The following is a 25,706-nucleotide window of genomic DNA, read 5'->3' as shown; positions in this document are numbered from 1 at the left end:
CCTCCGATTAAGGCGTTAAAGTTTTTTGGCTTTTTCCACAGCTTCTTCGATGGAACCAACCATGTAGAACGCCTGCTCTGGCAGGTGATCGTATTCGCCTTCCATGATGCCTTTAAAGCCACGGATGGTGTCTTTCAGGGAAACGTATTTACCTGGAGAACCGGTGAATACTTCCGCAACGAAGAACGGCTGGGACAGGAAGCGCTGGATCTTACGCGCACGTGCTACCACCAGTTTGTCTTCTTCAGACAGTTCATCCATACCCAGGATGGCGATGATGTCTTTCAGTTCCTGGTAACGCTGCAGCAGGGACTGTACGCCACGCGCGGTGTCGTAGTGTTCCTGACCAACAACCAGTGGATCCAGCTGACGGCTGGTGGAGTCCAGCGGGTCAACGGCCGGGTAGATACCCAGAGACGCGATCTGACGGCTCAGTACCACGGTTGCATCTAAGTGCGCAAAGGTGGTTGCTGGTGATGGGTCAGTCAAGTCATCCGCAGGTACGTATACCGCCTGAACGGAGGTGATAGAACCGGTTTTGGTAGAGGTGATACGTTCCTGAAGAACACCCATCTCTTCCGCCAGCGTAGGCTGATAACCTACCGCTGAAGGCATACGACCCAGCAGTGCAGATACTTCCGTACCGGCCAGGGTGTAACGGTAGATGTTATCAACGAACAGCAGAACGTCACGGCCTTCGTCACGGAACTTCTCTGCCATCGTCAGACCAGTCAGCGCAACGCGCAGACGGTTTCCTGGTGGCTCGTTCATCTGGCCGTAAACCAGGGATACTTTGTCCAGAACGTTGGAGTCGGTCATTTCGTGGTAGAAGTCGTTACCCTCACGAGTACGTTCACCTACGCCCGCAAATACGGAGTAACCGGAGTGCTCGATCGCGATGTTACGGATCAGCTCCATCATGTTTACGGTTTTACCTACACCCGCACCACCGAACAGACCAACTTTACCGCCCTTCGCAAACGGACACATCAGGTCGATAACTTTGATACCGGTTTCCAGCAGTTCCTGAGAGCTGGACAGCTCTTCGTAGGAAGGTGCCGCGCGGTGGATAGCCCAACGCTCTTCTTCACCGATGTCGCCTTTCATGTCGATTGGCTGACCCAATACGTTCATGATACGACCCAGTGTTGCTTTACCTACCGGGACTTCGATCGGGTGCTCAAGGTCTTTAACTTCCAGACCACGACGCAGACCGTCGGAAGAACCCATCGCGATGGTACGCACGATACCGCCGCCGAGCTGCTGCTGAACTTCCAGCACCAGGCTCTCGTTACCATTCTGTACCTCAAGCGCGTCGTACACGCGTGGTACGGCGTCCTGAGGGAACTCGACGTCCACCACGGCGCCGATTACCTGGACAATCTTTCCAGTAGCCATCTTGAATCCTCTACGTAATTCGTAAACCTGGTTAAACCGCGGCGGCCCCCGAGACGATCTCGGTGAGTTCCTGAGTAATGCTGGCCTGACGAGCTTTGTTGTAAACCAACTGCAGCTCTTTAATCAGGCTGCCGCCATTATCGGTCGCGGCTTTCATCGCCACCATTCGTGCGGCCTGCTCGCTGGCCAGGTTTTCTACAACGCCCTGATAAACCTGAGATTCAACGTAACGACGCAGCAGGGTATCCAGCAGCGGTTTCGGATCGGGTTCATACAGGTAATCCCAGGCTTTCTGTTTCAGCTCGTCATCTTCTGAAGCCGGTAAAGGCAGCATCTGAGTGAGCGTTGGCACCTGAGACATGGTGTTAATAAATTTGTTGCTGACAACGTACAGTCTGTCCAGACGGCCTTCATCATAGGCCTGCAACATCACTTTAACCGGGCCGATCAGTTCGGACAGGGACGGGTTATCACCCATACCGGTCACCTGAGCGACAATGTTGCCACCAACGGAGTTAAAGAAAGAGACGCCTTTAGAGCCGATCAATGCGAGGTCGCACTGAACGCCTTTATCGGACCAGCCTTTCATATCCGCCAGCAGTTTTTTGAACAGGTTAATGTTCAAGCCGCCACACAGACCACGGTCGGTCGACACCACCAGGTAGCCCACGCGCTTAACGTCGCGTTCTTCCAGGTAAGGGTGCTTATATTCCAGATTACCGTTTGCAAGGTGACCAATCACTTTGCGCATGGTTTCTGCATAAGGACGGCTGGCCGCCATGCGATCCTGCGATTTACGCATTTTGGAAGCGGCGACCATCTCCATCGCTTTAGTGATCTTTTGCGTGTTCTGGACGCTTGCGATCTTACTACGTATCTCTTTTGCGCCGGCCATGAGCTTCTCCTCAATGCCAGGCGGCTTGTGCTGAGACCAGCCGCCGGACGATTACCAGGATTGGGTTGCTTTGAAGGAATCGAGGATAGCTTTCAGCTTGCCTTCGATTTCGTCGTTATAGCCACCGGTCTGGTTGATCTCTTGCATCAGCGGAGCGTGATCACGGTCGACGTAAGCCAGCAGAGCGGCTTCGAAGCTACCGATTTTCGCCAGTTCCACATCTTCGAGGTAACCGCGTTCAGCCGCGAACAGTACCAGGCCCTGCTGAGCAACAGACATTGGTGCGTACTGTTTCTGCTTCAGCAGCTCGGTTACTTTCTGACCGTGGCTCAGCTGTTTACGGGTTGCTTCGTCCAGATCGGATGCGAACTGAGAGAACGCAGCCAGTTCACGATACTGTGCCAGCGCGGTACGGATACCACCGGACAGTTTCTTGATGATCTTGGTCTGAGCAGCACCACCTACACGGGATACGGAGATACCCGGGTTAACCGCCGGACGAATACCGGAGTTAAACAGGTTGGTTTCCAGGAAGATCTGACCATCGGTAATGGAGATTACGTTGGTCGGAACGAACGCAGAAACGTCACCCGCCTGGGTTTCAATGATCGGCAGCGCGGTCAGAGAGCCCGTTTTACCCTTCACTTCACCTTTGGTGAAGTTCTCGACGTATTCCGCGTTAACGCGGGAAGCACGCTCCAGCAGACGAGAGTGGAGGTAGAATACGTCGCCAGGGAACGCTTCACGTCCTGGTGGACGACGGAGCAGCAGGGAAACCTGACGATAAGCAACAGCCTGTTTAGACAGGTCATCGTATACGATCAGTGCATCTTCACCGCGGTCACGGAAGTATTCACCCATTGCACAACCGGCGTATGGCGCCAGGTATTGCAGTGCAGCAGATTCAGAAGCGGTAGCCACAACAACGATGGTGTTAGACAGCGCGCCGTGCTCTTCCAGTTTACGAACCACGTTAGAAATGGTGGACGCTTTCTGGCCGATAGCCACGTACACACATTTGATGCCGGAGTCACGCTGGTTGATGATGGCATCGATAGCCATCGCGGTTTTACCGGTCTGACGGTCACCGATGATCAGTTCACGCTGACCACGACCGATTGGGATCATGGCATCAACGGACTTATAACCCGTCTGAACAGGCTGATCTACGGACTGACGGTCGATAACGCCCGGTGCGATAACTTCGATTGGAGAGAAGCCATCGTGCTCAACCGGACCTTTACCGTCGATTGGTGCACCCAGGGTGTTAACAACACGACCCAGCAGGCCACGGCCAACCGGAACTTCCAGAATACGGCCAGTACACTTAACCTTCATGCCTTCGGCGAGGTCAGCGTATGGACCCATCACAACTGCACCTACGGAGTCGCGCTCCAGGTTCAGTGCGATAGCGTAACGGTTACCCGGCAGGGAAATCATCTCACCCTGCATACAATCGGCCAGGCCGTGGATGCGGATAACACCGTCACTTACAGAAACAATAGTACCTTCGTTATGAGCTTCGCTCACAACATTGAACTGAGCAATGCGCTGCTTGATCAGTTCGCTGATTTCGGTGGAATTCAGTTGCATGCTCCAGTCCCCTTAAGACTGCAAGACGTCTGCAAGGCGCTCAAGACGGCCGCGTACGCTGCCATCAATGACCATATCACCCGAGCGGATGATTACGCCTGCCATTACAGACTTATCGATTTTGCAATTCAGCTTAACTTTGCGTGACAGACGTTTTTCCATCGCGGCGGTAATTTTCGCAAGCTGTTCATGACTCAGTTCAGTCGCAGAAGTTACTTCAACTTCAGCAGTAGCTTCACTAAGGGCACGTAAGTGCTCAAACTGCTCGAGAACATCCGGGAGCACACGGAGACGACCATTTTCTGCCATTACCTTAATCAGGTTCTGGCCGTTAGCATCCAGTTGCTCTCCGCACACGGCGATGAACGACGCGGCGAGGGTTTCAGGTGCTAATGCACCAGAAAGCAACTCGGCCATTTGTTCGTTTTTCGTCACCTCAGCGGCAAACGCCAGCATATTCTGCCAGCGATCGACATTTTGGTGTTCGACAGCAAAGTCAAAAGCTGCTTTGGCGTAGGGGCGAGCTACCGTAACAAATTCAGACATCAGCCCCTCCCTCCTTACAGTTCAGCGACAAGTTTGTCCACGATGTCGCTGTTAGCAGCTTCATCCACGGAACGTTCGATGATCTTCTCGGCGCCAGCAACAGCCAGAATCGCAACCTGCTTACGCAGTTCTTCACGAGCACGTTTACGCTCAGCTTCAATTTCAGCCTGAGCCTGTGTCACGATCTTAGTACGTTCCTGTTCTGCTTCAGCTTTGGCTTCGTCCAGGATCTGAGAACGGCGTTTGTTAGCCTGTTCGATGATTACCTGAGCTTCCGCTTTCGCTTTTTTCAGCTGGTCTGTCGCGTTGGCCTGTGCAAGGTCCAAATCTTTCTTTGCACGTTCTGCAGAAGCCAGACCGTCAGCAATTTCTTTCTGACGTTTTTCGATGGCAGCCATTAAAGGCGGCCATACATACTTCATGCAGAACCAGACAAAGATAATAAACGCGATGGCCTGGCCGAGGATTGTTGCGTTCATGTTCACAGCACAATACCTCTTAAATTTCTGTGGCTTGGGGTTTTAAAACAACTACTACGCGACAGCAAACATCACGTACAGACCCAGACCTACAGCGATCATTGGGATAGCATCCACCAGACCCATAACGATAAAGAACTGAGTACGCAGCAGAGGAATCAGATCAGGTTGACGCGCAGCGCCTTCCAGGAATTTGCCCCCGAGGATGCCGATACCGATCGCAGCACCGATAGCCGCCAGACCCATCATCACAGCGGCAGCCATGTACAGCAGATCCATATTCAGGTTTTCCATGACAGTCTCCAGTTTGTTTCAATTAAAACGTAGTAGTGTTGGTAAAAAATCAGTGCTCTTCAGACGCCATCGACAGATAGACGATCGTCAGAACCATGAAGATAAAGGCTTGCAGCGTAATGATCAGGATGTGGAAAATGGCCCACGGCACATTCAGAACCCACTGTGACCACCACGGCAGAAGACCCGCGATCAGAATGAAAATCAGCTCACCCGCATACATGTTGCCGAACAGTCGCAGACCCAGTGAAACAGGTTTGGACAGCAGGCTAACGCCTTCCAGGATCAGGTTGACCGGAATAAACGCCCAGTGGTTGAACGGCTGCAAGGTAAGCTCTTTCACAAAGCCGCTTACGCCTTTCATTTTGATGCTGTAGAAAAGAATCAGGATAAACACGCCCAGCGCCATCGACAGGGTGATGTTCACGTCAGCAGACGGAACCACGCGCAGAGCAGGCAGACCGAAGACATGCTCGCCAATCCACGGCAGGAAATCGATAGGCAGAAGGTCCATCAGGTTCATCAGGAAGACCCACACGAACACGGTCAGTGCCAGTGGCGCAATCAGCTTGCTCTTACCATGGTACATGTCTTTCACGCTGCCATGGACGAAGCCGATGATCATCTCAACGAACGTCTGGAATTTCCCTGGAACACCGCTGGTCGCCTTTTTAGCAACACCGCGGAACATGGCCAGGAACAGAAGACCCAAAACCACCGAGAAGAACATGGAGTCGATGTTGATCGTCCAGAAGGTGGCCGGGGGGTTATGCGGATCCACCAGCGAGAATGTACGCAGGTCCAGCTGAAGGTTATTCAGATGGTGACCTATGTAATCCTGCGGCGTCATATTTTCTGAAGCCATGATGCCTTTTACCCTTTGTTATTGATTACAGCTGGAGCCAGAACTTGTACCACCAGCACCAAAACCCACGTAGCTATCAGCGGCATGAATACCACTTTCAAAACCGCCAGCGCCATCACCAGTAGAGCAAAGGTCAGCAACACCTTACACACTTCGCCGAGGGCGAAGGACCAGGCCACGCGGCCTTTGGCAGGTGTATGCGCCTGATGACGCCAGGCAAAAATCATAAACAACACGTTTGGCAGCACAACCGCCAAACCCCCGCACACGGCGGAGATGCCCCAGAAGGGGTATTTGAGGCTAAACAGCAGTCCACTTGCTATCACAGCCAGAAACTGAATGAACAGAAGCTTACGAGCAACGTTTCTACTCAAGAGCGACACAGACATCACGTTTTTACTCCTGCTCCCTTCGAGGTATGCCGCGTGTCGTATAAAACGTCCTTTAAGGCTCAGAGTCAAGCATCAAAAAGCGGTCAAATTATACGGTGCGCACCCGTGATTTCAAACATTAAGTAGCGAAAAGGTGAATAAATGTTTAAATATTTTTCCCCGCCGCTATTTTTCAACTTTTGATGAAAGCCCCGACCTTCGAGCAAAACTGCAAACAGCGCGAAAACGTTGACTACAAAGCGTGCACGAGATCACAAAATACACATTTGCGATAAGGTTGTATTTATCAAACTCGTAAATCGCTTAATTTCATCTTTCTGAAATTAAAGATAAAATGTCGCAACTATTTTCAAAACAGCCCCGTATACAATAAAAACCTTTTATTGACATTCTTAATAAATATTTAACATTGCATTCTGGTTGCTGCTTTCCACTTTTAGCAGGCTGATATTTTCGTGGTTGATTATCTTCAGGGTGAACAATGGTGAGGAAGTTAACCATTAGAAAACCCTTAGTAAAAACACGGTTAAATTCTCTCCGGCAAAATCCGTTGTGTTGTGCTGTTTTTTAACACTGACAGAACAGCACAAATTCCACATTTTTTATTAATTTTTTAAAAATTGTTTGGCTTAATTATCACCAGATGACGTTCGCCTTCGAGCTGAGGAATCTGTAATTTCTCAATGGACTCGACGGCAAAACCGTCCGGAAGCTGTTCAATTTCATCGCCGGGCAACTGCCCTTTCAGCGCATAAAAACGGCCATTCTCTGCCGGTAAGTGCTTACACCAGCTCACCATGTCATTAAGCGAAGCAAACGCACGGCTGATAACCCCGTCGAACGGTGGCTCTGCCGGGAACTCCTCTACCCTGCTCTGCACAGGCGTGATGTTCTCAAGCTTCAGCTCATGCTGTACCTGGCGCAAAAAACGCACGCGCTTGCCAAGGCTATCCAGCAGCGTGAAATGGCTTTCCGGGCGGACAATTGACAGGGGAATACCCGGCAGGCCAGGACCCGTGCCCACATCGATAAAGCGCTCACCGTTCAGGTACGGCGCAACCACAATGCTATCGAGAATATGGCGAATCAGCATCTCGTTGGGGTCGCGTACGGAGGTGAGGTTGTACGCTTTATTCCATTTGTTCAGCATATCGACATAGGCCACCAGCTGATTTTTCTGGTGATCGGTGAGCGAAATACCTGCCTGATCCAGCAGACGAGAGAGTTTATTGAGCACGGTGAATACCTGTTGAGAGACTAAAGTGGCGGGTGGCGCTTCGCTAACCCGCCCTACGGAGTTCTGTAGGCCCGGTAAGCGCAGCGCCACCGGGCGAATTACACATATTACGCGCTGCGGCGCAGCATGCCCTGCTTTTTCAGCCACACCAGCAGAATCGAAATCGCTGCTGGGGTAACGCCCGAGATGCGGGAGGCCTGGCCGATCGACACCGGTTTGTGATCGTTCAGTTTGGCGATCACCTCGTTGGACAGCCCCGTCACCTGACGATAGTCCAGCATTTCCGGCAGCAGCGTGTTTTCGTTACGCTGCTGCTTTTCGATCTCATCCTGCTGACGCGCGATGTAACCTTCGTATTTAACCTGGATCTCAACCTGCTCTGCCGCTTCAGCGTCTTCAAGACCCGGGGCAAAGGCGGTGAGTTTCACCAGATTCTCATAGGTCACTTCCGGGCGACGCAGCAGATCTTCACCGCTGGCTTCGCGCGAGAGCGGCGCAGTTAAGTGAGCGTTCACTTCCGCAGCGGTTTCAGCCTGCGGATTAACCCAGGTCGTTTTCAGGCGCTGACGTTCCTGCTCAATGCGCTCCAGTTTCTCGTTGAAGCGTGCCCAGCGTTCGTCATCCACCAGACCCAGCTCACGGCCCATTTCGGTCAGACGCAGGTCAGCGTTATCTTCGCGCAGCATCAGGCGATATTCCGCGCGAGAGGTAAACATACGGTACGGTTCTTTGGTGCCCAGCGTGCAGAGATCGTCGACCAGCACGCCCAGATAAGCCTGAGAACGCGCCGGAGCCCAGCCCTCTTTCTCGGCAGAGAAACGGGCGGCGTTCAGACCGGCCAGCAGGCCCTGTGCAGCAGCTTCTTCGTAACCGGTGGTGCCGTTAATCTGACCTGCGAAGAACAGACCGTGGATGAATTTGCTCTCCAGGGTTGGCTTCAGGTCACGCGGATCGAAGAAATCGTACTCAATAGCGTAGCCAGGGCGAACGATTTTCGCATTCTCCATCCCCTGCATTGAGCGAACAATTTGCATCTGCACATCGAACGGCAGGCTGGTGGAGATGCCGTTCGGATAGATTTCGTTCGAGGTCAGCCCTTCTGGCTCCAGGAAGATCTGGTGCTGGTTACGATCGGCAAAGCGCATGACTTTGTCTTCGATCGATGGGCAATAGCGTGGGCCGATCCCTTCGATCACGCCGGCGTACATCGGGCTGCGATCGAGGTTATTGCGGATCACGTCATGGGTTTTTTCGTTGGTATGCGTGATATAGCACGGTACCTGCTGCGGATGCTGCGCTGCATTGCCCATGAACGAGAAGACCGGCATTGGGTTATCACCGTGCTGTTGTGCCAGCACGCTGAAATCAATGGTGCGCGCATCAATACGCGGTGGAGTACCGGTTTTCAGACGGCTGACACGCAGCGGCAGTTCACGCAGACGGCGTGACAGTGGGATAGATGGCGGATCGCCAGCACGTCCGCCGCTGTAATTATCCAGACCGATATGGATCTTACCGTCCAGGAATGTCCCGACGGTCAGAACAACCGCTTTGGCGCGGAATTTGAGCCCCATCTGGGTAACCGCGCCAACGACACGATCGTTCTCCACGATAAGATCTTCCACTGCCTGCTGGAAGATCATCAGGTTCGGCTGGTTCTCCAGGGCGGTACGCACCGCCTGACGATAAAGCACGCGGTCTGCCTGAGCGCGGGTCGCTCGCACAGCGGGGCCTTTACTGGCGTTTAGTATCCTAAACTGAATGCCTGCGTGATCGATCGCTTTCGCCATCAGGCCGCCAAGTGCATCCACTTCTTTTACCAGGTGTCCTTTCCCAATGCCGCCAATCGCCGGATTACAGGACATTTGTCCCAGCGTGTCGATATTGTGTGTCAAAAGCAGGGTCTGCTGACCCATTCGCGCTGCGGCCATTGCGGCCTCAGTGCCTGCGTGACCCCCGCCAATGATGATGACGTCAAAAGGATCCTGATAAAACATGGTGGTCTGCCTCGCGTAAAGCGGTATGAAAATGGATTGAAGCCCGGGCCGTGGATTCTACTCAACTTTAGTCTTTCGAGAAAGCATTGGGATCCTGGGCTATTAAAAAGAAGATCTTTTTATTTAGAGATCTGTTCTATTGTGATCTCTTATTAGGATCGCGGACCTTTGTGGATAAGTCCGATCTCATAAAGAAGATCATGGGGTTAGAAAGGATCGTTTGCTGTGAATGAACGGTGATCCTGGCCCGTATAAGCTGGGATCAGAACGCGACTTTATACACAGGGCAAAAACGACTTCAACGTTGTTCTTTGGATAACTACTGCTTAATACGAGCTTTTAACCAGAGTTATCCACATCTGTTCGCGCGATCTTTAATCGTTTTTGAGTAAATTTTTCCATTCACCCAGCCAGATCTCAGCCGGATCCTCCGGAATATCATGATCGAGGATGTTGATCTTCAGCGTTTCACCCACCTGTTTTGCTCCGCAGGCGGTGACAGCGGCTTCGACTTTTTCTATAGCACCGCAGAAGGTGTCATATTCACGGCTGCCAATACCCACTGCGCCAAAACGCACGTTTGACAGGTCTGGCTGCTGTTCCTGCAGTTCGTCATATAAAGGTTGCAGGTTATCCGGTAGATCGCCTGCGCCATGCGTGGAGGTGATCACCAGCCAGACCCCATCAGTCGGGAGATCTTCAAGCAAAGGCCCGTGCAGCGTTTGTGTGGAAAATCCCGCATCCTCCAGCTTCTCAGCCAGATGTTCCGCTACATATTCCGCGCCGCCAAGGGTGCTGCCACTGATAAGGGTAATGTCCGCCATTGATCGCTCGCTCAGATAAAGAGGGGGCCATTGTACGCTGTGAACGGGCTGGGATCTACCTGTGGAAAATGTGGGTATGGATTTGCCCGATCAGGGGCGAATGGTACGCATGATCGGGTTTTGCAGGGAGATCAACGTCTCGGTGGACTGAATTTCATCGATTGTTTGGATCTTGTTGATAAGTACCTGCTGCAGGGCGTCGATGGAACGGCACATCACCTTGATAAAGATGCTGTAGTGGCCGGTGGTGTAGTACGCCTCTGTGACTTCATCGAGCGCGTTCAGCTTCGCCAGCGCGGAAGGATAATCTTTTGCGCTTTTAAGAATAATGCCAATAAAGCAGCAGACGTCATAACCCAGCTGTTTTGGGCTGACATCAATACGTGCCCCGGTAATGATCCCCGCCTGTTTCATCTTCTCTACACGAACATGAATCGTCCCCGGGCTGACGCCAAACTGCTTCGCCAGTTCGGCATAGGCGGTACGGGCATTGGCCATTAACGCCTCCAGGATGCCGCGGTCCAGATTATCGATCTGATAATTTTCCATAGCTTTTTCTTATGAAGATTAATGAATCACTCTATTCTAGCGTTAAATTTTAACGAATCAAAAGTGAAGGTGGCTTTTTGTTGTTTGATTATTGAATTGAATGCCTTTTCTGTTGCTTAATCAATACCAACAGGACGCAGGAGTATAAATAATGAAAACCGCTTATATCGCAAAACAACGCCAGATCAGTTTCGTTAAATCCCATTTTTCCCGCCAGCTGGAAGAGAAGCTGGGTCTGATTGAAGTTCAGGCACCGATTCTCAGCCGCGTGGGTGATGGGACGCAGGATAACTTGTCCGGATGCGAAAAAGCGGTGCAGGTGAAAGTGAAAACACTGCCAGACGCCCAGTTCGAAGTGGTTCATTCCCTCGCGAAGTGGAAGCGTCAAACCCTGGGACAGCACGACTTCAGCGCGGGCGAAGGACTCTACACGCACATGAAAGCCCTCCGCCCCGATGAAGACCGCCTGTCTGCCATTCACTCCGTTTACGTTGACCAGTGGGACTGGGAGCGCGTAATGGGTGATGGCGAGCGCCATGTCGGCACGCTGAAATCCACCGTTGAGGCGATCTACGCCGGGATCAAAGCGACCGAAGCGGCCGTAAGCAAAGAGTTTGGTCTGGCACCGTTCCTGCCGGAATCGATCCACTTTGTTCACAGCCAGGAGTTGCTTAGTCGTTTCCCGGATCTGGATGCTAAAGGTCGTGAACGTGCGATCGCCAAAGAACTGGGTGCCGTCTTCCTGATGGGGATCGGCGGTAAGCTGTCGGATGGTAAACGTCATGATGTTCGTGCACCGGATTATGATGACTGGAGCACCATGAGCGAGGGCGAGTTTGCTGGTCTGAACGGCGATATTCTGGTCTGGAACCCGGTGCTGGAAGATGCGTTTGAACTCTCCTCAATGGGGATCCGCGTGGATGCTGATGCGCTGAAACGCCAGCTGGCGGTGACCGGTGATGTAGATCGTCTCACGCTGGAATGGCACCAGGCGCTGCTGCGCGGTGAGATGCCGCAGACCATTGGCGGCGGTATCGGCCAGTCCCGTCTGACCATGCTGCTGCTGCAGTTGTCGCATATTGGTCAGGTGCAGTGTGGTGTCTGGCCGCAGCAGGTACGCGAAAGCGTCAGCTCGCTTCTGTAATTAACGCTGCCAGCGTCTGAGCAGGCGGCTACGCAACCCGGTATCAAAGCGCCAGATATGATCGAAGATGCGCATGATGCCGGGTTTTCCATGGGCGGACATCGCCACTGCGTGGAAACGGTGCTGATGCACCCGCTGTAACTCTTTCACTTTATTCACCACGTCATCCGGCAGCCGCTGGGCAATAAAATCGGAAATCACCACCGCGTCAGCGTCGTACCAGTCGCCGCCCTGCATACGTTCCACAATGCTGCGAAAACAGCTGGCCAGATCGGTACCGCCGCGAAAACGCTGGCTTAAAAAGCGGATCGCCTGCTCAATGCCCTGCTGATGGGTCAGCTCATAGCTGACCACTTCGCTGGAAAAGAGCATGATAAAGCAGCGACGCCGGTCAGCGAGCGCCACGCGCATCAGCGCCAGGCAGAACGCTTTGGCACACTGTTCGTTGAAACCGCCCATCGATCCGGATGTATCCACACAAACAATAAATGGGCCGCGCGGTTGCTCATCAAAATCCTGATGGACCACCGGACGTTGGCTGATTTTTTCGCGCCAGGCTTCGCCATGCAGGCGATAGGTCAGAAGCTGTTTTTCCACCAGCCGACGATAAAACTCATATTCCAGCTCGGTCATCCCGAGCGTGCTCAGCTCCGTAGGCAGCAGGCGTAAAATGTCATCGCTTTGCTGGAGCCCATCCACCTGTTCCGGCACGGTGGCCGGTTCCCGCACCAGGGTGCGGAAGGTTTCCATCGGGGCATCCTTCTTTGGGACCGATTTAGCCTCCCTTGAGCGACCCAGCTGTTCCGCAAGCTTCATCAGCTCGGGCTGCTGCGCCAGGAAATCACCATACCGGACAATCAGCTGATAATCCCCACGCCTGATTTGGCCTGCACTCATATCCCAGAGACGTCCGGCGGCGTTTTCATTTTCTACCAGTACCTGCTCCAGCTGACCGCTTAAGGTCATGCGTTCCTGAACTTCGCTGAGCAATTGTTCACGCTCTTCATCCAGCAGCTGCTGGTTCAGCGTCGTGGCCTGAACCACAAGGCTGAGGCGCCAGCGCTGTAAAAAGAGTGTGTGTAAGGCGGGGGTGAAGGTGGCGTTATCGGTGACCAGCGCCCGGGCCTGGCTGGCAAATGGGGAGTGTACTTTATCGAGTAACGTCAGGGTTTGCGGGATCTGAACAATAAACTGCGACGTGGAAAGCCGCTGGCACTGCTGATAGCAGGCCACCTCTTCGGTTAACTCCTGTGGCACTTCGGTCTCTTTAAACCGCTGTCGCAGGTTGTCCCGCCAGCGCGGGAGATCGTCCGTCATCGCTTTTTTTAGCTTCGGGAATTTTTCAAAAAAAGCCGCCAGCTGAGGAGACGCCAGAAGAGTAATAATCACCTCTTCGATCAACCCATCTTCGCTGACGGCCAGCATGACGTTAAGCGTATCCAGCGTTAGCATTGACGAGCCTGTTTGATCTGCGCGCTCACATCCTGCAGGCTGGCTTCAATGCGACCTAACCAGTCGCTGTGAATAAAGAGGCACTTTTGCTGTTCGCTGAAGCGCGTATGCTGCTGATGCCATTCGGTATCCAGCGCCTCCAGCTGCTGCGTGATCTCTTCCGGTACGCTGTCAGAGGCGCTTCCCGGGAGGGCAAGGCGTGACCCCTGCAGGCTTACGTCGCGGATCACCAGGTGCTGACTGCTGTCCACTTCCATATTCAGCGGCTGTGCAAAGCCTATACCGTTAAGCTTACCGCGGATCTCTCCGCCCTTATCAAGCCACTGGGCCAGCGCGTCACGCTCAAGCGTAATGTGCACCACCTGCATGTCATGGAGTTTAAGCGGCTGCTGGAGAAGCAGCGTCAGCGTTGGGCTGGTCAGCTCAGCGGGCAGTTCGTAGTGCGGTTTACGGGCGAACATGCCGCCAAGACGGTTCACCTTCAGTGCTGTTTTATCACTTTGCTGCTGCTGTAGCTGAATGCGCCGTTGGGCTATCGCCCCAAGCTGGTTGAGCATTGATTGCTGGCCCCAGGCGTGTCCGGTCATCAATATTTCAAGCTGCTGCTGCATCAGATTCATCCCTTCGGCATCGTGCCAGAGGCAGTCTTTCAGCAGGATAAGATCGATAGGGGCAACCGCGTCGCGCCCGCTGAACAGGGCGCTGGCCTGCAGCAGACGGATTGCTTTTTTCCAGCGACGGTCGGAAACATAAGGTGCAGAAGGAAGGAGATCAAGCTGCTGACGGAGCTGGTAGATCAACTCAAAGACCGCGTCCGGCAGTGTGATTTTGCCGATATCCACCTGCCACTGCTGATACTCCTCGTCCGTGACCTGCAGTGAAGCGGCTACCGGGTTTTCATTTTCATCCTGCTGGCTGGTCAGCATGGAGCGGAAGTTCGATTTATCCTGCACTTTGTCCAGCCACAGGCGGATCAGCATGCGGTCATACAGCGCTTCAAGGCTGCTGTCGGCTTCGGGAAGTTCGTTCGAGGCGGCCACCAGCAGGCGCATCGGGATTTTTTCTTCGCTGGCGCCGTTACGGAACCGGCGTTCGTTAATCGCCGTGAGCAGTGTATTCAGAATGGCCGGTCCCGCTTTCCAGATCTCATCGAGAAATACAATCTCTGCTTCCGGCAGATACCCCTCGGTAAGGCGTTGATAACGCCCCTCATCTTTCAGCGCCTGGATGGACAGCGGGCCGAAAACCTCTTCAGGGGTGGAAAAGCGGGTCATCAGGTATTCGAAGGCGCGTGCATTTTGAAAGGCAAATTTCAGCCTACGGGCAATCAGGCTTTTGGCAATGCCCGGCGGGCCAAGCAGAAATACGCTTTCACCGCTCAACGCCGCCAGTAAACAGAGGCGGATGGCGTGACTGCGTTCGAAAAGACCTTTCTCCAGTGCGCCGCTGAGACGGGAAATTCTTTCTGCTAATAAATGTGAGTGAGCCATAATAGTTTTTGCATCCTTTCGCCGTCGTGGCGGCTAATTGAAGCGAGTATAGACGTTTCAGTCAGGGCTGGTAATAGGCTGAAGTGCGGCGCAATTTTCTTTGCGCTACATTAATGCGGTTGCATTTAGGGGTTCGATTTTGCAACGAATCGTGCATACTGTGCGCTTTTTGTGGACCAAGGGAACAGGAACACATTTGTTATTTAAACGAAAAGACTAGTCTATGAGCACTGATAATAAGCAATCATTACCCGCAATTACGCTTGCGGCGATCGGGGTTGTCTACGGTGATATCGGCACCAGCCCGCTTTATACGCTTCGTGAATGTCTGTCCGGCCAGTTTGGCTTTGGTGTTGAACGCGATGCCGTATTTGGCTTCCTGTCCCTCATCTTCTGGCTGCTGATCCTGGTGGTTTCTGTTAAATACCTCTCCTTTGTGATGCGTGCAGATAACGCTGGTGAGGGGGGGATCCTGACCCTGATGTCCCTTGCGGGGCGCAACACCTCGGCCAGAATGACATCGGTACTGGTTATTATTGGCCTGATTGGTGGCAGCTTCTTCTATGGGGAAGTGGTCATCACGCCTGCTATCTCGGTGCTTTCGGCGATTGAGGGGCTTGAGATTATCGCACCGCAGCTTGATACGTGGGTGGTTCCGCTGGCGATAATCGTTCTGACGTTGCTGTTTATTATCCAGAAGCACGGTACCGGGCTGGTGGGGAAACTGTTCGCACCGATTATGCTAGCCTGGTTCCTGATTCTGGCGGCGCTCGGTTTGCGCGGAGTTATTGGCAACCCGGAGGTTCTGCAGGCGCTGAACCCATACTGGGCTATCCATTTCTTCCTTGAATACAAAGTCGTTTCCTTCGTGGCGCTCGGCGCTGTTGTGCTCTCTATTACCGGTGTCGAAGCGCTGTATGCAGATATGGGGCACTTCGGCAAACTGCCGATTCGCGTGGCGTGGTTTTTAGTTGTCCTGCCATCGCTTGTATTGAACTACTTCGGGCAGGGGGCGCTGCTGCTGAAAAACCCGGAAGCGATTAAAAACCCCTTCTTCCTGCTGGCCCCGGATTGGGCGCTGGTGCCGATGCTTATTCTGGCCACGCTGGCCACCGTTATCGCTTCTCAGGCGGTCATTTCCGGCGTGTTCTCTCTGACGCGCCAGGCCGTGCGTCTGGGGTATCTCTCTCCCATGCGTATCATCCATACCTCAGAGATGGAATCGGGCCAGATCTACATCCCGTTTGTTAACTGGCTGCTCTATTTTGCTGTGGTGATCGTGATCGTCAGCTTTGAGCACTCCAGCAACCTGGCCGCAGCGTACGGTATTGCGGTAACAGGCACCATGGTGCTGACATCGCTTCTTTCCACCACGGTGGCGTACCGAAACTGGCACTGGAACAAGTTCCTCGTGGCGATGATTCTGGTGGGCTTCCTGTGCATCGACGTACCGCTGTTCTCGGCAAACCTCGATAAGATTGTCTCCGGCGGCTGGCTGCCGCTGACGCTTGGTCTGTTGATGTTCATTGTGATGACCACGTGGAAAAGCGAGCGTTTTCGTCTGCTGCGTCGTATGCATGAACACGGAAACTCCCTGGAGGCGATGATTGCCTCGCTGGAGAAATCCCCACCGGTTCGCGTACCGGGCACGGCGGTGTATATGTCTCGTGCATTGAACGTTATTCCGTTCGCATTGATGCATAACCTCAAGCACAACAAGGTGCTGCATGAGCGGGTTATCCTGCTGACCCTGCGCACCGAAGATGCACCGTATGTTCACAATGTGCGCCGTGTTCAAATTGAGCAACTGTCGCCAACCTTCTGGCGCGTGGTGGCGAGCTACGGCTGGCGTGAGACGCCGAACGTGGAAGAGGTCTTCCACCGCTGCGGTCTGGAAGGCTTAAGCTGCCGCATGATGGAAACATCGTTCTTTATGTCGCATGAGTCGCTGATTATCGGTAAACGTCCGTGGTATTTGCGCCTGCGCGGCAAGCTGTATCTTATTCTGCAGCGAAACGCCCTTCGTGCGCCGGACCAGTTTGAGATCCCGCCTAACCGCGTGATCGAGCTGGGAACCCAGGTCGAGATTTAAGCTTCTTAAAATGCCGGGTGGCGCTTCGCTTACCCGGCCTATTCATACTCAATATTCCCGCCAAAATTTACGTCTCATTTCACTTAGCGAAACGTTTCGACACCGATCACAATTCTGTTACGTCATGGTGGTTTTCTGAACACTCTTAAGACTAAACTGATTTCAGCGAAACGTTTCGCTAGTGGAGCAAGAAAATGAAGAAAGGCACGGTTCTCAACTCAGAAATCTCGTCGGTTATTTCCCGTCTTGGGCATACCGATACGCTGGTGGTTTGCGATGCAGGCTTACCGGTTCCGCGCAGCACAACCCGTATTGATATGGCGTTAACGCAGGGCGTGCCCTCGTTTATGCAGGTACTGGATGTAGTGACCGCGGAGATGCAGGTTGAGGCGGCCATTCTCGCAGCGGAAATCAAACAACATAATCCGCAACTCCACGAAACGTTGCTCAATCACATTGAGCAACTGCAACAACACCAGGGAAACACCATAGAAATTCGTTACACAACGCACGAACAGTTCAAACAACAAACCGCAGACAGTCAGGCGGTGATTCGCAGCGGGGAGTGTTCCCCGTATGCGAATATCATTCTCTGTGCTGGCGTCACCTTCTGAGGCCATCATGGACGCATTACTGCAACTTAAAGGGATCGATAAATCGTTCCCGGGCGTAAAAGCCCTTTCTGGCGCGGCGCTGAACGTTTATGCCGGACGCGTAATGGCGCTGGTGGGCGAGAATGGCGCCGGCAAATCCACCATGATGAAAGTGCTGACCGGTATCTATCAACGCGATGCCGGTTCACTTTTGTGGCTGGGTAAAGAGACCACCTTCAGCGGTCCAAAAGCCTCGCAGGAAGCGGGGATCGGCATTATTCACCAGGAACTGAACCTGATCCCGCAGCTCACTATTGCGGAGAACATCTTCCTTGGCCGCGAATTTGTTAACCGGTTTGGCAAAATTGACTGGAAAACGATGTATGCCGAAGCGGATAAGCTGCTGGCGAAGCTGAACCTGCGCTTCAATAGCGACCGTCTGGTGGGCGAACTCTCCATTGGCGACCAGCAGATGGTGGAGATCGCGAAAGTGCTGAGCTTTGAGTCGAAGGTCATCATTATGGATGAACCGACGGACGCCCTGACCGATACCGAAACCGAATCCCTGTTCCGCGTCATCCGCGAGCTGAAATCGCAGGGACGTGGAATTGTCTATATCTCTCACCGTATGAAAGAGATTTTCGAGATCTGCGATGACGTTACCGTCTTCCGCGACGGGCAGTTTATTGCCGAGCGTGAAGTGGCATCGCTGACGGAAGATACGCTTATCGAAATGATGGTGGGACGCAAGCTCGAAGATCAATACCCGCACCTCGACAAAGCACCGGGTGAGATCCGCCTGAAGGTGGATAATCTCTGTGGCCCGGGCGTGGATAATGTCTCCTTTACCCTGCGCAAAGGGGAAATTCTTGGCGTGGCAGGGCTAATGGGCGCCGGCCGTACCGAGCTGATGAAAGTGCTGTACGGTGCGCTGCCGCGATCCAGCGGTTATGTCACTCTCGACGGGCATGAAGTGGTGACGCGCTCTCCGCAGGATGGCCTGGCGAATGGTATTGTTTATATCTCCGAAGACCGTAAGCGCGACGGCTTAGTGCTGGGCATGTCGGTGAAAGAGAACATGTCTCTTACCGCCCTGTGCTATTTCAGCCGCAGCGGCGGCAGCCTGAAACATAAAGATGAACAGCAGGCAGTCAGCGATTTTATCCGCCTCTTTAATGTGAAAACCCCCTCGATGGAACAGGCGATTGGCCTGCTGTCCGGCGGTAATCAACAGAAAGTGGCGATTGCACGCGGGCTGATGACGCGCCCGAAAGTGTTGATCCTTGATGAACCTACCCGCGGCGTGGACGTAGGGGCCAAAAAAGAGATCTATCAGCTGATTAACCAGTTCAAGGCCGACGGTCTGAGCATCATTCTGGTCTCTTCCGAGATGCCAGAGGTATTAGGCATGAGCGATCGCATTATCGTCATGCATGAAGGGCATCTCGGCGGTGAATTCACTCGCGAGCAGGCCACCCAGGAAGTTCTGATGGCTGCCGCTGTGGGCAAGCTTAATCGCGTGAATCAGGAGTAAGAAGATGACTACCCAGGCTGTTTCTGGTCGCCGTTATTTCACAAAGGCATGGCTGATGGAACAAAAATCGCTGATTGCCCTGCTGGTGCTGATCGCGATTGTGTCGACCATGAGCCCCAATTTCTTCACCGTTAATAACCTGTTCAACATTCTTCAGCAGACCTCCGTGAACGCCATTATGGCGGTCGGGATGACGCTGGTGATCCTGACATCGGGTATCGATCTGTCCGTCGGTTCCCTGCTGGCGCTCACCGGTGCGGTTGCTGCTTCAATCGTCGGGATTGAGGTCAACGCGCTGGTGGCCGTTGCCGCTGCGCTGGCGCTGGGTGCGGCAATTGGTGCTGTCACCGGGGTTATTGTGGCGAAAGGTCGTGTTCAGGCGTTTATTGCGACGCTGGTCATGATGCTGCTGCTGCGCGGTGTCACCATGGTGTATACCAACGGCAGCCCGGTTAACACCGGCTTTACGGACAACGCCGATCTGTTTGGCTGGTTCGGTATCGGTCGCCCGCTGGGTATCCCGACGCCGGTCTGGATCATGGCCATCGTCTTCCTGGCGGCGTGGTACATGCTGCACCACACGCGTCTGGGCCGCTATATTTATGCACTGGGTGGTAACGAAGCGGCAACGCGTCTGTCCGGTATCAGCGTCAACAAAGTTAAAATTATCGTTTACTCACTGTGCGGTTTGCTGGCCTCTCTGGCGGGCATCATCGAAGTGGCGCGCCTCTCTTCCGCGCAGCCAACGGCGGGTACGGGGTATGAGCTGGATGCCATTGCGGCAGTGGTTCTGGGCGGTACGAGTCTTGCGGGCGGTAAAGGTCGCATTGTTGGGACATTGATCGGCGCACTGATTCTCGGTTTCCTGAATAATGGTTTGAATTTGTTAGGTGTTTCCTCCTATTACCAGATGATCGTTAAAGCAGTGGTGATTTTGCTGGCGGTCCTGGTAGACAACAAAAAACAGTAACTGACGACACTACAGGACATCTTAGATATGAACATGAAAAAACTGGCTACCCTGGTTTCTGCTGTCGCGCTGAGCGCAACCGTAAGTGCTAACGCTATGGCGAAAGACACCATCGCGCTGGTTATCTCCACGCTGAACAACCCGTTCTTCGTCTCCCTGAAGGATGGCGCACAGAAAGAAGCCGACAAACTGGGCTACAACCTGGTGGTGCTGGATTCACAGAACAACCCGGCGAAAGAGCTGGCTAACGTGCAGGACTTAACCGTTCGCGGCACTAAAATTCTGCTGATCAACCCAACCGATTCTGACGCGGTGGGTAACGCCGTGAAGATGGCAAACCAGGCGAAGATCCCGGTGATCACCCTGGACCGTCAGGCAACGAAAGGCGACGTTGTGAGCCACATTGCGTCTGATAACGTGCTGGGCGGTAAAATCGCGGGTGACTACATCGCGAAGAAAGCAGGTGAAGGCGCGAAAGTTATCGAACTGCAGGGTATTGCCGGTACGTCCGCAGCCCGCGAACGTGGCGAAGGTTTCCAGCAGGCGGTTGCGGCTCACAAATTTAACGTCCTGGCCAGCCAGCCTGCTGACTTCGACCGTACTAAAGGTCTGAACGTCATGCAGAACCTGCTGACCGCGCACCCAGACGTGCAGGCGGTGTTCGCACAGAACGACGAAATGGCGCTCGGCGCACTGCGTGCCCTGCAGACTGCAGGTAAATCTGATGTGATGGTTGTCGGATTTGACGGCACACCAGATGGTGAAAAAGCGGTAAATGATGGCAAACTGGCGGCGACCATCGCTCAGCTGCCTGAGCAGATCGGCGCGACTGGCGTGCAGACTGCTGACAAAGTGCTGAAGGGCGAAAAAGTTCAGGCTAAATATCCTGTTGACCTGAAACTGGTCATCAAGCAGTAAAAAGGCGATTCAGGCAGTCGCTGGCTGCCTGAGGGACACCAATAAAGAAAAGTGTGGCATACGCCACCGGGTAACACCGGTGGCGCTCTCAGATGGACAGCTCAACCATGAAAACCGCAGGCAACCTCGTCGTCCTTGGCAGTATCAATGCCGATCACATTCTTAACCTTGAATCCTTCCCGACGCCGGGCGAAACCGTCACCGGCAACCATTATCAGGTGGCATTTGGCGGTAAAGGTGCCAACCAGGCGGTTGCAGCAGGACGCAGTGGGGCAAATATCGCGTTTATCGCCTGCACGGGTGATGACGATACCGGTGAGCGCGTGCGTAAACAGCTCGCCAGCGATAACATCGATGTTGCGCCAGTCAGCGTTGTTGCAGGGGAATCGACCGGCGTGGCGCTGATTTTCGTCAACGCGGAAGGTGAGAATGTCATCGGTATTCATGCTGGCGCGAATGCCCGTCTTACGACGGACCGCGTTGAAGCACAGCGCGAGCTTATCGCTAATGCCGACGCGTTACTGATGCAGCTGGAATCGCCCGTAGAAAGCGTACTGGCGGCCGCTGACATTGCGCATCAAAATCATACCACTGTCGTACTTAATCCTGCGCCTGCCCGTGTATTATCAGACGAACTGCTGGCGCGGGTGGACATCATTACACCGAACGAAACCGAAGCAGAAAAACTGACGGGCATTCGTGTTGAAAATGATGATGACGCAGCACGTGCCGCGAAAGCGCTGCACGATAAAGGCATCGGCACCGTTATCATTACCCTAGGTAGCCGCGGCGTGTGGGCAAGCGTAAACGGCGAAGGCCGTCGCGTGCCGGGCTTTAAGGTCAAGGCGATTGACACTATCGCGGCAGGCGATACGTTTAACGGAGCATTGGTGACAGCGCTGCTGGAAGGAAAGGGAATGGATGATGCTATCCGCTTTGCGCATGCTGCTGCGGCTATCGCCGTCACGCGCAAAGGTGCCCAGCCCTCCGTTCCGTGGCGTAAAGAGATCGACGAATTCTTAAGTCAGCAGGGGTAACGCTTGGCCACAATGAAAGATGTCGCCCGCCTGGCGGGCGTTTCTACGTCGACAGTCTCCCACGTCATTAATAACGATCGCTTCGTCAGCGAGGCGATTCGGGAGAAAGTCGAAGCCGCAGTGAAAGATCTCAACTATGCGCCGTCTGCGCTGGCCCGCAGCCTGAAGCTCAACCAGACGCGCACCATTGGCATGCTGATCACCGCCAGTACGAATCCCTTTTATTCTGAACTTGTCCGCGGGGTGGAACGCAGCTGCTTCGAACGCGGCTACAGTCTGGTGCTGTGCAATACCGAAGGGGATGAGCAGCGCATGAACCGTAATCTGGAGACGCTGATGCAAAAACGCGTCGACGGGTTACTGCTGCTGTGTACCGAAACGCATCAACCCTCGAAAGAGATTATTCAGCGTTATCCGTCTATCCCCACGGTGATGATGGACTGGGCGCCGTTCGACGGGACCAGCGATCTGATTCAGGATAACTCCCTGCTGGGCGGAGATATGGCAACCCAGTATCTGATCGACAAAGGCCATACCCGCATCGCCTGCATTACTGGCCCGCTGGATAAAACCCCGGCGCGTCTGCGTCTGGAGGGGTACCTTTCCGCGATGGCTCGGGCGGGACTCGCGGTTCCGGAGGGTTACCGTATCACCGGCGATTTTGAATTTCAGGGCGGTTTCGAGGCGATGCAGACATTGCTGGCGCAGACACCGCGCCCGCAGGCCGTCTTTATTGGCAACGATGCCATGGCATTTGGGGCGTATAAGGCGTTGTACCAGGCGGGATTGCGTATTCCTGACGATATGGCGGTGATTGGCTACGATGATATCGAACTGGCCAGCTACATGACCCCGCCGCTGACCACGATCCATCAGCCAAAAGATGAACTGGGTGAGCTGGCCATTGATGTATTAATCCACCGAATGGCGCAGCCCACGCTGCAGCAGCAACGTCTGCAGCTTACTCCTGTTCTGATGGAACGGGGTTCGGTTTAGCTTTTGTTTTGTGGCGTTCTTTAATCAGGTTTCGACCATCTTTCGGTTTTAACAGCATAAAGACCAGCGCTGAAACGACGGTAAGTACGCCCATCGTGATAAAGGTATAGTGGAACTGCTCGACGGTGTTCGCGCTGTCAAAACCTTCATAGAACCGCAGTACCGCGGCACTGACAGCCACCCCAAGGCTGATTGATAACTGTTGAGTCACCGCCAGCACGCTGTTGCCACTACTGGCGTTGTCGTCAGTCAGATCCGCGAGAGTAATCGTGTTCATCGACGTGAACTGCGTTGACATTGCCATACCCAGCACAAACAGCGGCAGGATCAGCATCCAGACGGGAAGCGAGGCAGATTGTAGCGAGAACTGCGCAATCATCAGCCCGATAAAGACCGTTACGCCAACCAGTGTCTTCCGATAGCCAAACCAGCGCAGCACCTGCGTGACGGTTGATTTGGCCAGAATTGAGCCCATTGCCGTGGGCGCCATCATGCAGCCGGCTATCAGGGCCGGATAGCCGAAACCGACCTGCAGCATCAGAGGCATCAAAAACGGTACGCAGCCCGTCCCCAGGCGCGAAGCAATATTCCCCGCGATACCTACCGAGAAAGTGCGCGTATTAAAGAGAGACAGCGAGATCAGCGGTGTCGGGTGACGGCGTGCATGACGTATATAAAGAAGGAACAGCAAAATACCGCCAAGAATGACAGCCAGCGCAAGCCATGTTGCCACTATCTTCTCACCAAACAGCTCCATCCCGCTGGAGAACAATACCAGGCTCAGACCAAACAGGAAAAAACCACCCATATCGAAACTGCGTCTTGGCGTGGTGAAGTTCGGCATATATTTGCGGGCATACAGCAGCCCTGCTACGCCAATTGGAATGTTAATCAGGAAGATCCAGTGCCAGCTGGCCCAGGTGACAAACACACCGCCCAGCACCGGGCCAAGTATAGGACCGACCAGGCCGGGCATGGTGACGAAGTTGAGCACGGGAAGCAATTCACTGCGCGGATAGGCGCGCAAAAGTGCCAAGCGCGCCACGGGCATCATCATCGCGCCGCCAATTCCCTGCAGAACGCGGAAGATAACCAGTTCGGTCAGAGAGGATGATAATGCACAGGCCAGCGAACCGAGCGTAAAGAGCGTTACGGCCAACATAAATACGCGACGGGTGCCGAAGCGATCGGCCAGCCAGCCGCTCACCGGGATCAACATTGCAACCGTCAGGGTGTAACTGATGATGGCGGACTGCATCGCCAGCGGCGATCGGTTAAGGCTTTGCGCAATGGCGGGAAGTGCGGTGTTGAGGATGGTGGCATCCAGTGCCTGCATAAAGAACGCCATGGCTGCAATCCACGGCAGCCCGGCCATGCTGCGTGCTTTTTTCTTTGTCATTTATTCACCTGCTGGTGGGTTGGCGCGGCCAGTAACGCCTGGCACGCGCTCAGGGCTCGTTGCCCGTCGCTCTCCTGAATGGCATCGACAATGGCCTGATGCAGATCCAGCTTCACCACTTCGTCCTGAGTAATAGAGGTAAAGTAGGTGTGGTACACCGAATGGAATAAAGAAGCAAAAGAGGTAAGGAACGGATTGGCGCTCATCATATAGATATGTTCATGCCAGGCCATATCGACCTCAACCCAGCGCTCGCGGTTGAAGTGCTTTTTCAGGAATACCATCTCTTCCATTAAGGTGTTGAGCTGGGCTTTTTGTTCGGCTGTCCCGAGCGTGGCGGCAAGCAGGCAGGCCTGCGGCTCAAGACTGCTGCGCATCACCAGAAAGTGATCGACGACCTGATTGAAGTTGTCTTCTGTCATCCACCAGGAGAGAAGTTCCTGATCGAGGAAGTTCCAGTTGCTTTGTGGCATCACCCGCGTGCCAATGCGCGGACGCGGTAGCACCATGCCTTTTGCTGTTAAGGTTTTCACTGCTTCGCGAACGGCGGTACGACTCACGCCAAACTGCTCGCCCAGCTCCATTTCACCCGGCAGGATGCTACCCGGGGCATATTTACCCGCTAAAATCAGCTGAGCCAGCTTTTCTGCCAGCACATAAGACAGGTTTTTTTGGGCTGCCAGCTGTTGTGCGCTCAATGGCATTGCTTTTATTCCTTAATGATTCTTGTCGATAAGTATGCCACCGTGAATGTGATTGTGGTTGCAGATACATCAAATAGAACACTTTGTAGCTTGATTTCATCGCTATTGGTGAAAAAAAACACGGACGGAAACTTTTTTTAAATTTCCTCTTGTCACTTCAGAATAACTCCCTATAATGCGCCTCCACTGACACGGAACAACGGCATACGCGCCGCCGGGTCAGCAGAGAAAAGCAAATTAAACGCTTGACTCTGAAGCGGGAAAGCGTAATATGCACACCCCGCGCCGCAGCGAAAACGAAGCGGCAC

Annotated in this window: 24 protein-coding genes; 8 read left to right on the top strand and 16 right to left on the bottom strand. The window is 53.7% G+C overall.

Annotation, left to right across the window (positions count from 1 at the left end; translation table 11 throughout):
• Nucleotides 1-15 precede the first annotated feature (15 nt).
• The 12 genes from atpD to asnC form a co-directional block, all read right to left on the bottom strand.
• Nucleotides 16-1,398, bottom strand: a complete 1,383-nt coding sequence (gene atpD, locus ACMWKA_RS19165) for a F0F1 ATP synthase subunit beta (RefSeq protein WP_003862362.1) — start codon at nt 1,396-1,398, stop codon at nt 16-18.
• A gap of 31 nt (nt 1,399-1,429) precedes the next feature.
• Nucleotides 1,430-2,293: a F0F1 ATP synthase subunit gamma gene (gene atpG, locus ACMWKA_RS19160; RefSeq protein WP_003862364.1), complete on the bottom strand. Its 864-nt coding sequence runs from the start codon at nt 2,291-2,293 to the stop codon at nt 1,430-1,432.
• Nucleotides 2,294-2,344: 51 nt separating this feature from the next.
• Nucleotides 2,345-3,886, bottom strand: a complete 1,542-nt coding sequence (gene atpA, locus ACMWKA_RS19155; protein WP_003862367.1) for a F0F1 ATP synthase subunit alpha — start codon at nt 3,884-3,886, stop codon at nt 2,345-2,347.
• A 12-nt stretch (nt 3,887-3,898) separates the two neighbouring features.
• A complete protein-coding gene (atpH, locus tag ACMWKA_RS19150) occupies nt 3,899-4,432 on the bottom strand; it encodes a F0F1 ATP synthase subunit delta (RefSeq protein ID WP_013099407.1) in 534 nt (177 codons plus the stop codon).
• Between the two features lie 14 nt (nt 4,433-4,446).
• A complete protein-coding gene (gene atpF / locus ACMWKA_RS19145) occupies nt 4,447-4,917 on the bottom strand; it encodes a F0F1 ATP synthase subunit B (RefSeq protein WP_013099406.1) in 471 nt (156 codons plus the stop codon).
• A 48-nt stretch (nt 4,918-4,965) separates the two neighbouring features.
• Nucleotides 4,966-5,205, bottom strand: coding sequence for a F0F1 ATP synthase subunit C (atpE, locus tag ACMWKA_RS19140; RefSeq protein ID WP_000429386.1), 240 nt, complete (start codon nt 5,203-5,205; stop codon nt 4,966-4,968).
• 49 nt (nt 5,206-5,254) lie between these two features.
• A complete protein-coding gene (gene atpB / locus ACMWKA_RS19135) occupies nt 5,255-6,070 on the bottom strand; it encodes a F0F1 ATP synthase subunit A (RefSeq protein ID WP_013099405.1) in 816 nt (271 codons plus the stop codon).
• Nucleotides 6,071-6,078: 8 nt separating this feature from the next.
• Entirely contained in the window at nt 6,079-6,459 is a 381-nt protein-coding gene (gene atpI / locus ACMWKA_RS19130) for a F0F1 ATP synthase subunit I (protein WP_414760517.1), read from the bottom strand.
• Nucleotides 6,460-7,075: 616 nt separating this feature from the next.
• Nucleotides 7,076-7,699: a 16S rRNA (guanine(527)-N(7))-methyltransferase RsmG gene (gene rsmG, locus ACMWKA_RS19125; RefSeq protein ID WP_013099403.1), complete on the bottom strand. Its 624-nt coding sequence runs from the start codon at nt 7,697-7,699 to the stop codon at nt 7,076-7,078.
• Between the two features lie 107 nt (nt 7,700-7,806).
• Nucleotides 7,807-9,696, bottom strand: a complete 1,890-nt coding sequence (mnmG, locus tag ACMWKA_RS19120) for a tRNA uridine-5-carboxymethylaminomethyl(34) synthesis enzyme MnmG (protein ID WP_008500196.1) — start codon at nt 9,694-9,696, stop codon at nt 7,807-7,809.
• A gap of 374 nt (nt 9,697-10,070) precedes the next feature.
• A complete protein-coding gene (mioC, locus tag ACMWKA_RS19115) occupies nt 10,071-10,520 on the bottom strand; it encodes an FMN-binding protein MioC (RefSeq protein WP_013099402.1) in 450 nt (149 codons plus the stop codon).
• Nucleotides 10,521-10,610: 90 nt separating this feature from the next.
• On the bottom strand, nt 10,611-11,069 hold the full coding sequence (gene asnC, locus ACMWKA_RS19110) for a transcriptional regulator AsnC (RefSeq protein WP_008500198.1): 459 nt from the start codon (nt 11,067-11,069) through the stop codon (nt 10,611-10,613).
• 151 nt (nt 11,070-11,220) lie between these two features.
• Between asnC and asnA the strand changes: the two genes are divergently transcribed.
• Nucleotides 11,221-12,213: an aspartate--ammonia ligase gene (asnA, locus tag ACMWKA_RS19105; RefSeq protein WP_129253029.1), complete on the top strand. Its 993-nt coding sequence runs from the start codon at nt 11,221-11,223 to the stop codon at nt 12,211-12,213.
• On the opposite strand, the gene viaA is transcribed toward asnA, so the two are convergent.
• Complete coding sequence (viaA, locus tag ACMWKA_RS19100; RefSeq protein WP_013099400.1) at nt 12,214-13,665, bottom strand: ATPase RavA stimulator ViaA; 1,452 nt, start codon at nt 13,663-13,665, stop codon at nt 12,214-12,216.
• The gene (gene ravA / locus ACMWKA_RS19095; protein ID WP_414760516.1) at nt 13,659-15,155 is read right to left on the bottom strand and encodes an ATPase RavA; all 1,497 of its coding nucleotides are present in this window, start codon (nt 15,153-15,155) and stop codon (nt 13,659-13,661) included. The genes viaA and ravA overlap by 7 nt, the downstream gene beginning before the upstream one ends.
• 223 nt (nt 15,156-15,378) lie before the next feature.
• Between ravA and kup the strand changes: the two genes are divergently transcribed.
• The 7 genes from kup to rbsR all read left to right on the top strand — a co-directional run bounded on the left by kup (nt 15,379) and on the right by rbsR (nt 23,295).
• Nucleotides 15,379-17,247, top strand: coding sequence for a low affinity potassium transporter Kup (gene kup, locus ACMWKA_RS19090; protein ID WP_013099398.1), 1,869 nt, complete (start codon nt 15,379-15,381; stop codon nt 17,245-17,247).
• Between the two features lie 194 nt (nt 17,248-17,441).
• Nucleotides 17,442-17,861 carry a D-ribose pyranase gene (gene rbsD, locus ACMWKA_RS19085; protein WP_058679268.1) on the top strand — a complete coding sequence of 140 codons (420 nt, stop codon included), beginning with the start codon at nt 17,442-17,444 and terminating at the stop codon, nt 17,859-17,861.
• Between the two features lie 7 nt (nt 17,862-17,868).
• Nucleotides 17,869-19,374, top strand: coding sequence for a ribose ABC transporter ATP-binding protein RbsA (gene rbsA, locus ACMWKA_RS19080; RefSeq protein ID WP_248032076.1), 1,506 nt, complete (start codon nt 17,869-17,871; stop codon nt 19,372-19,374).
• A 4-nt stretch (nt 19,375-19,378) separates the two neighbouring features.
• Nucleotides 19,379-20,344: a ribose ABC transporter permease gene (rbsC, locus tag ACMWKA_RS19075; protein WP_029883505.1), complete on the top strand. Its 966-nt coding sequence runs from the start codon at nt 19,379-19,381 to the stop codon at nt 20,342-20,344.
• Between the two features lie 27 nt (nt 20,345-20,371).
• On the top strand, nt 20,372-21,262 hold the full coding sequence (gene rbsB, locus ACMWKA_RS19070) for a ribose ABC transporter substrate-binding protein RbsB (RefSeq protein ID WP_013099394.1): 891 nt from the start codon (nt 20,372-20,374) through the stop codon (nt 21,260-21,262).
• Between the two features lie 107 nt (nt 21,263-21,369).
• Complete coding sequence (gene rbsK, locus ACMWKA_RS19065; RefSeq protein ID WP_038982504.1) at nt 21,370-22,299, top strand: ribokinase; 930 nt, start codon at nt 21,370-21,372, stop codon at nt 22,297-22,299.
• Nucleotides 22,300-22,302: 3 nt separating this feature from the next.
• Entirely contained in the window at nt 22,303-23,295 is a 993-nt protein-coding gene (gene rbsR, locus ACMWKA_RS19060) for a ribose operon transcriptional repressor RbsR (RefSeq protein WP_013099392.1), read from the top strand.
• On the opposite strand, the gene mdtD is transcribed toward rbsR, so the two are convergent.
• Both mdtD and ACMWKA_RS19050 read right to left on the bottom strand, forming a co-directional pair.
• Nucleotides 23,261-24,694 (bottom strand): multidrug transporter subunit MdtD, encoded by a 1,434-nt coding sequence (mdtD, locus tag ACMWKA_RS19055; protein ID WP_020690262.1) that lies wholly within the window; start codon nt 24,692-24,694, stop codon nt 23,261-23,263. The genes rbsR and mdtD overlap by 35 nt on opposite strands.
• Entirely contained in the window at nt 24,691-25,398 is a 708-nt protein-coding gene (locus ACMWKA_RS19050; protein WP_013099390.1) for a FadR/GntR family transcriptional regulator, read from the bottom strand. The genes mdtD and ACMWKA_RS19050 overlap by 4 nt, the downstream gene beginning before the upstream one ends.
• Between the last annotated feature and the right edge of the window lie 308 nt (nt 25,399-25,706).

The organism is Enterobacter sp. 03-F-07-AD-ECC (genome assembly GCF_047530935.1).
GTDB lineage: Bacteria > Pseudomonadota > Gammaproteobacteria > Enterobacterales > Enterobacteriaceae > Enterobacter > Enterobacter cloacae.
This window is presented reverse-complemented; position numbering and strand designations above follow the sequence as displayed.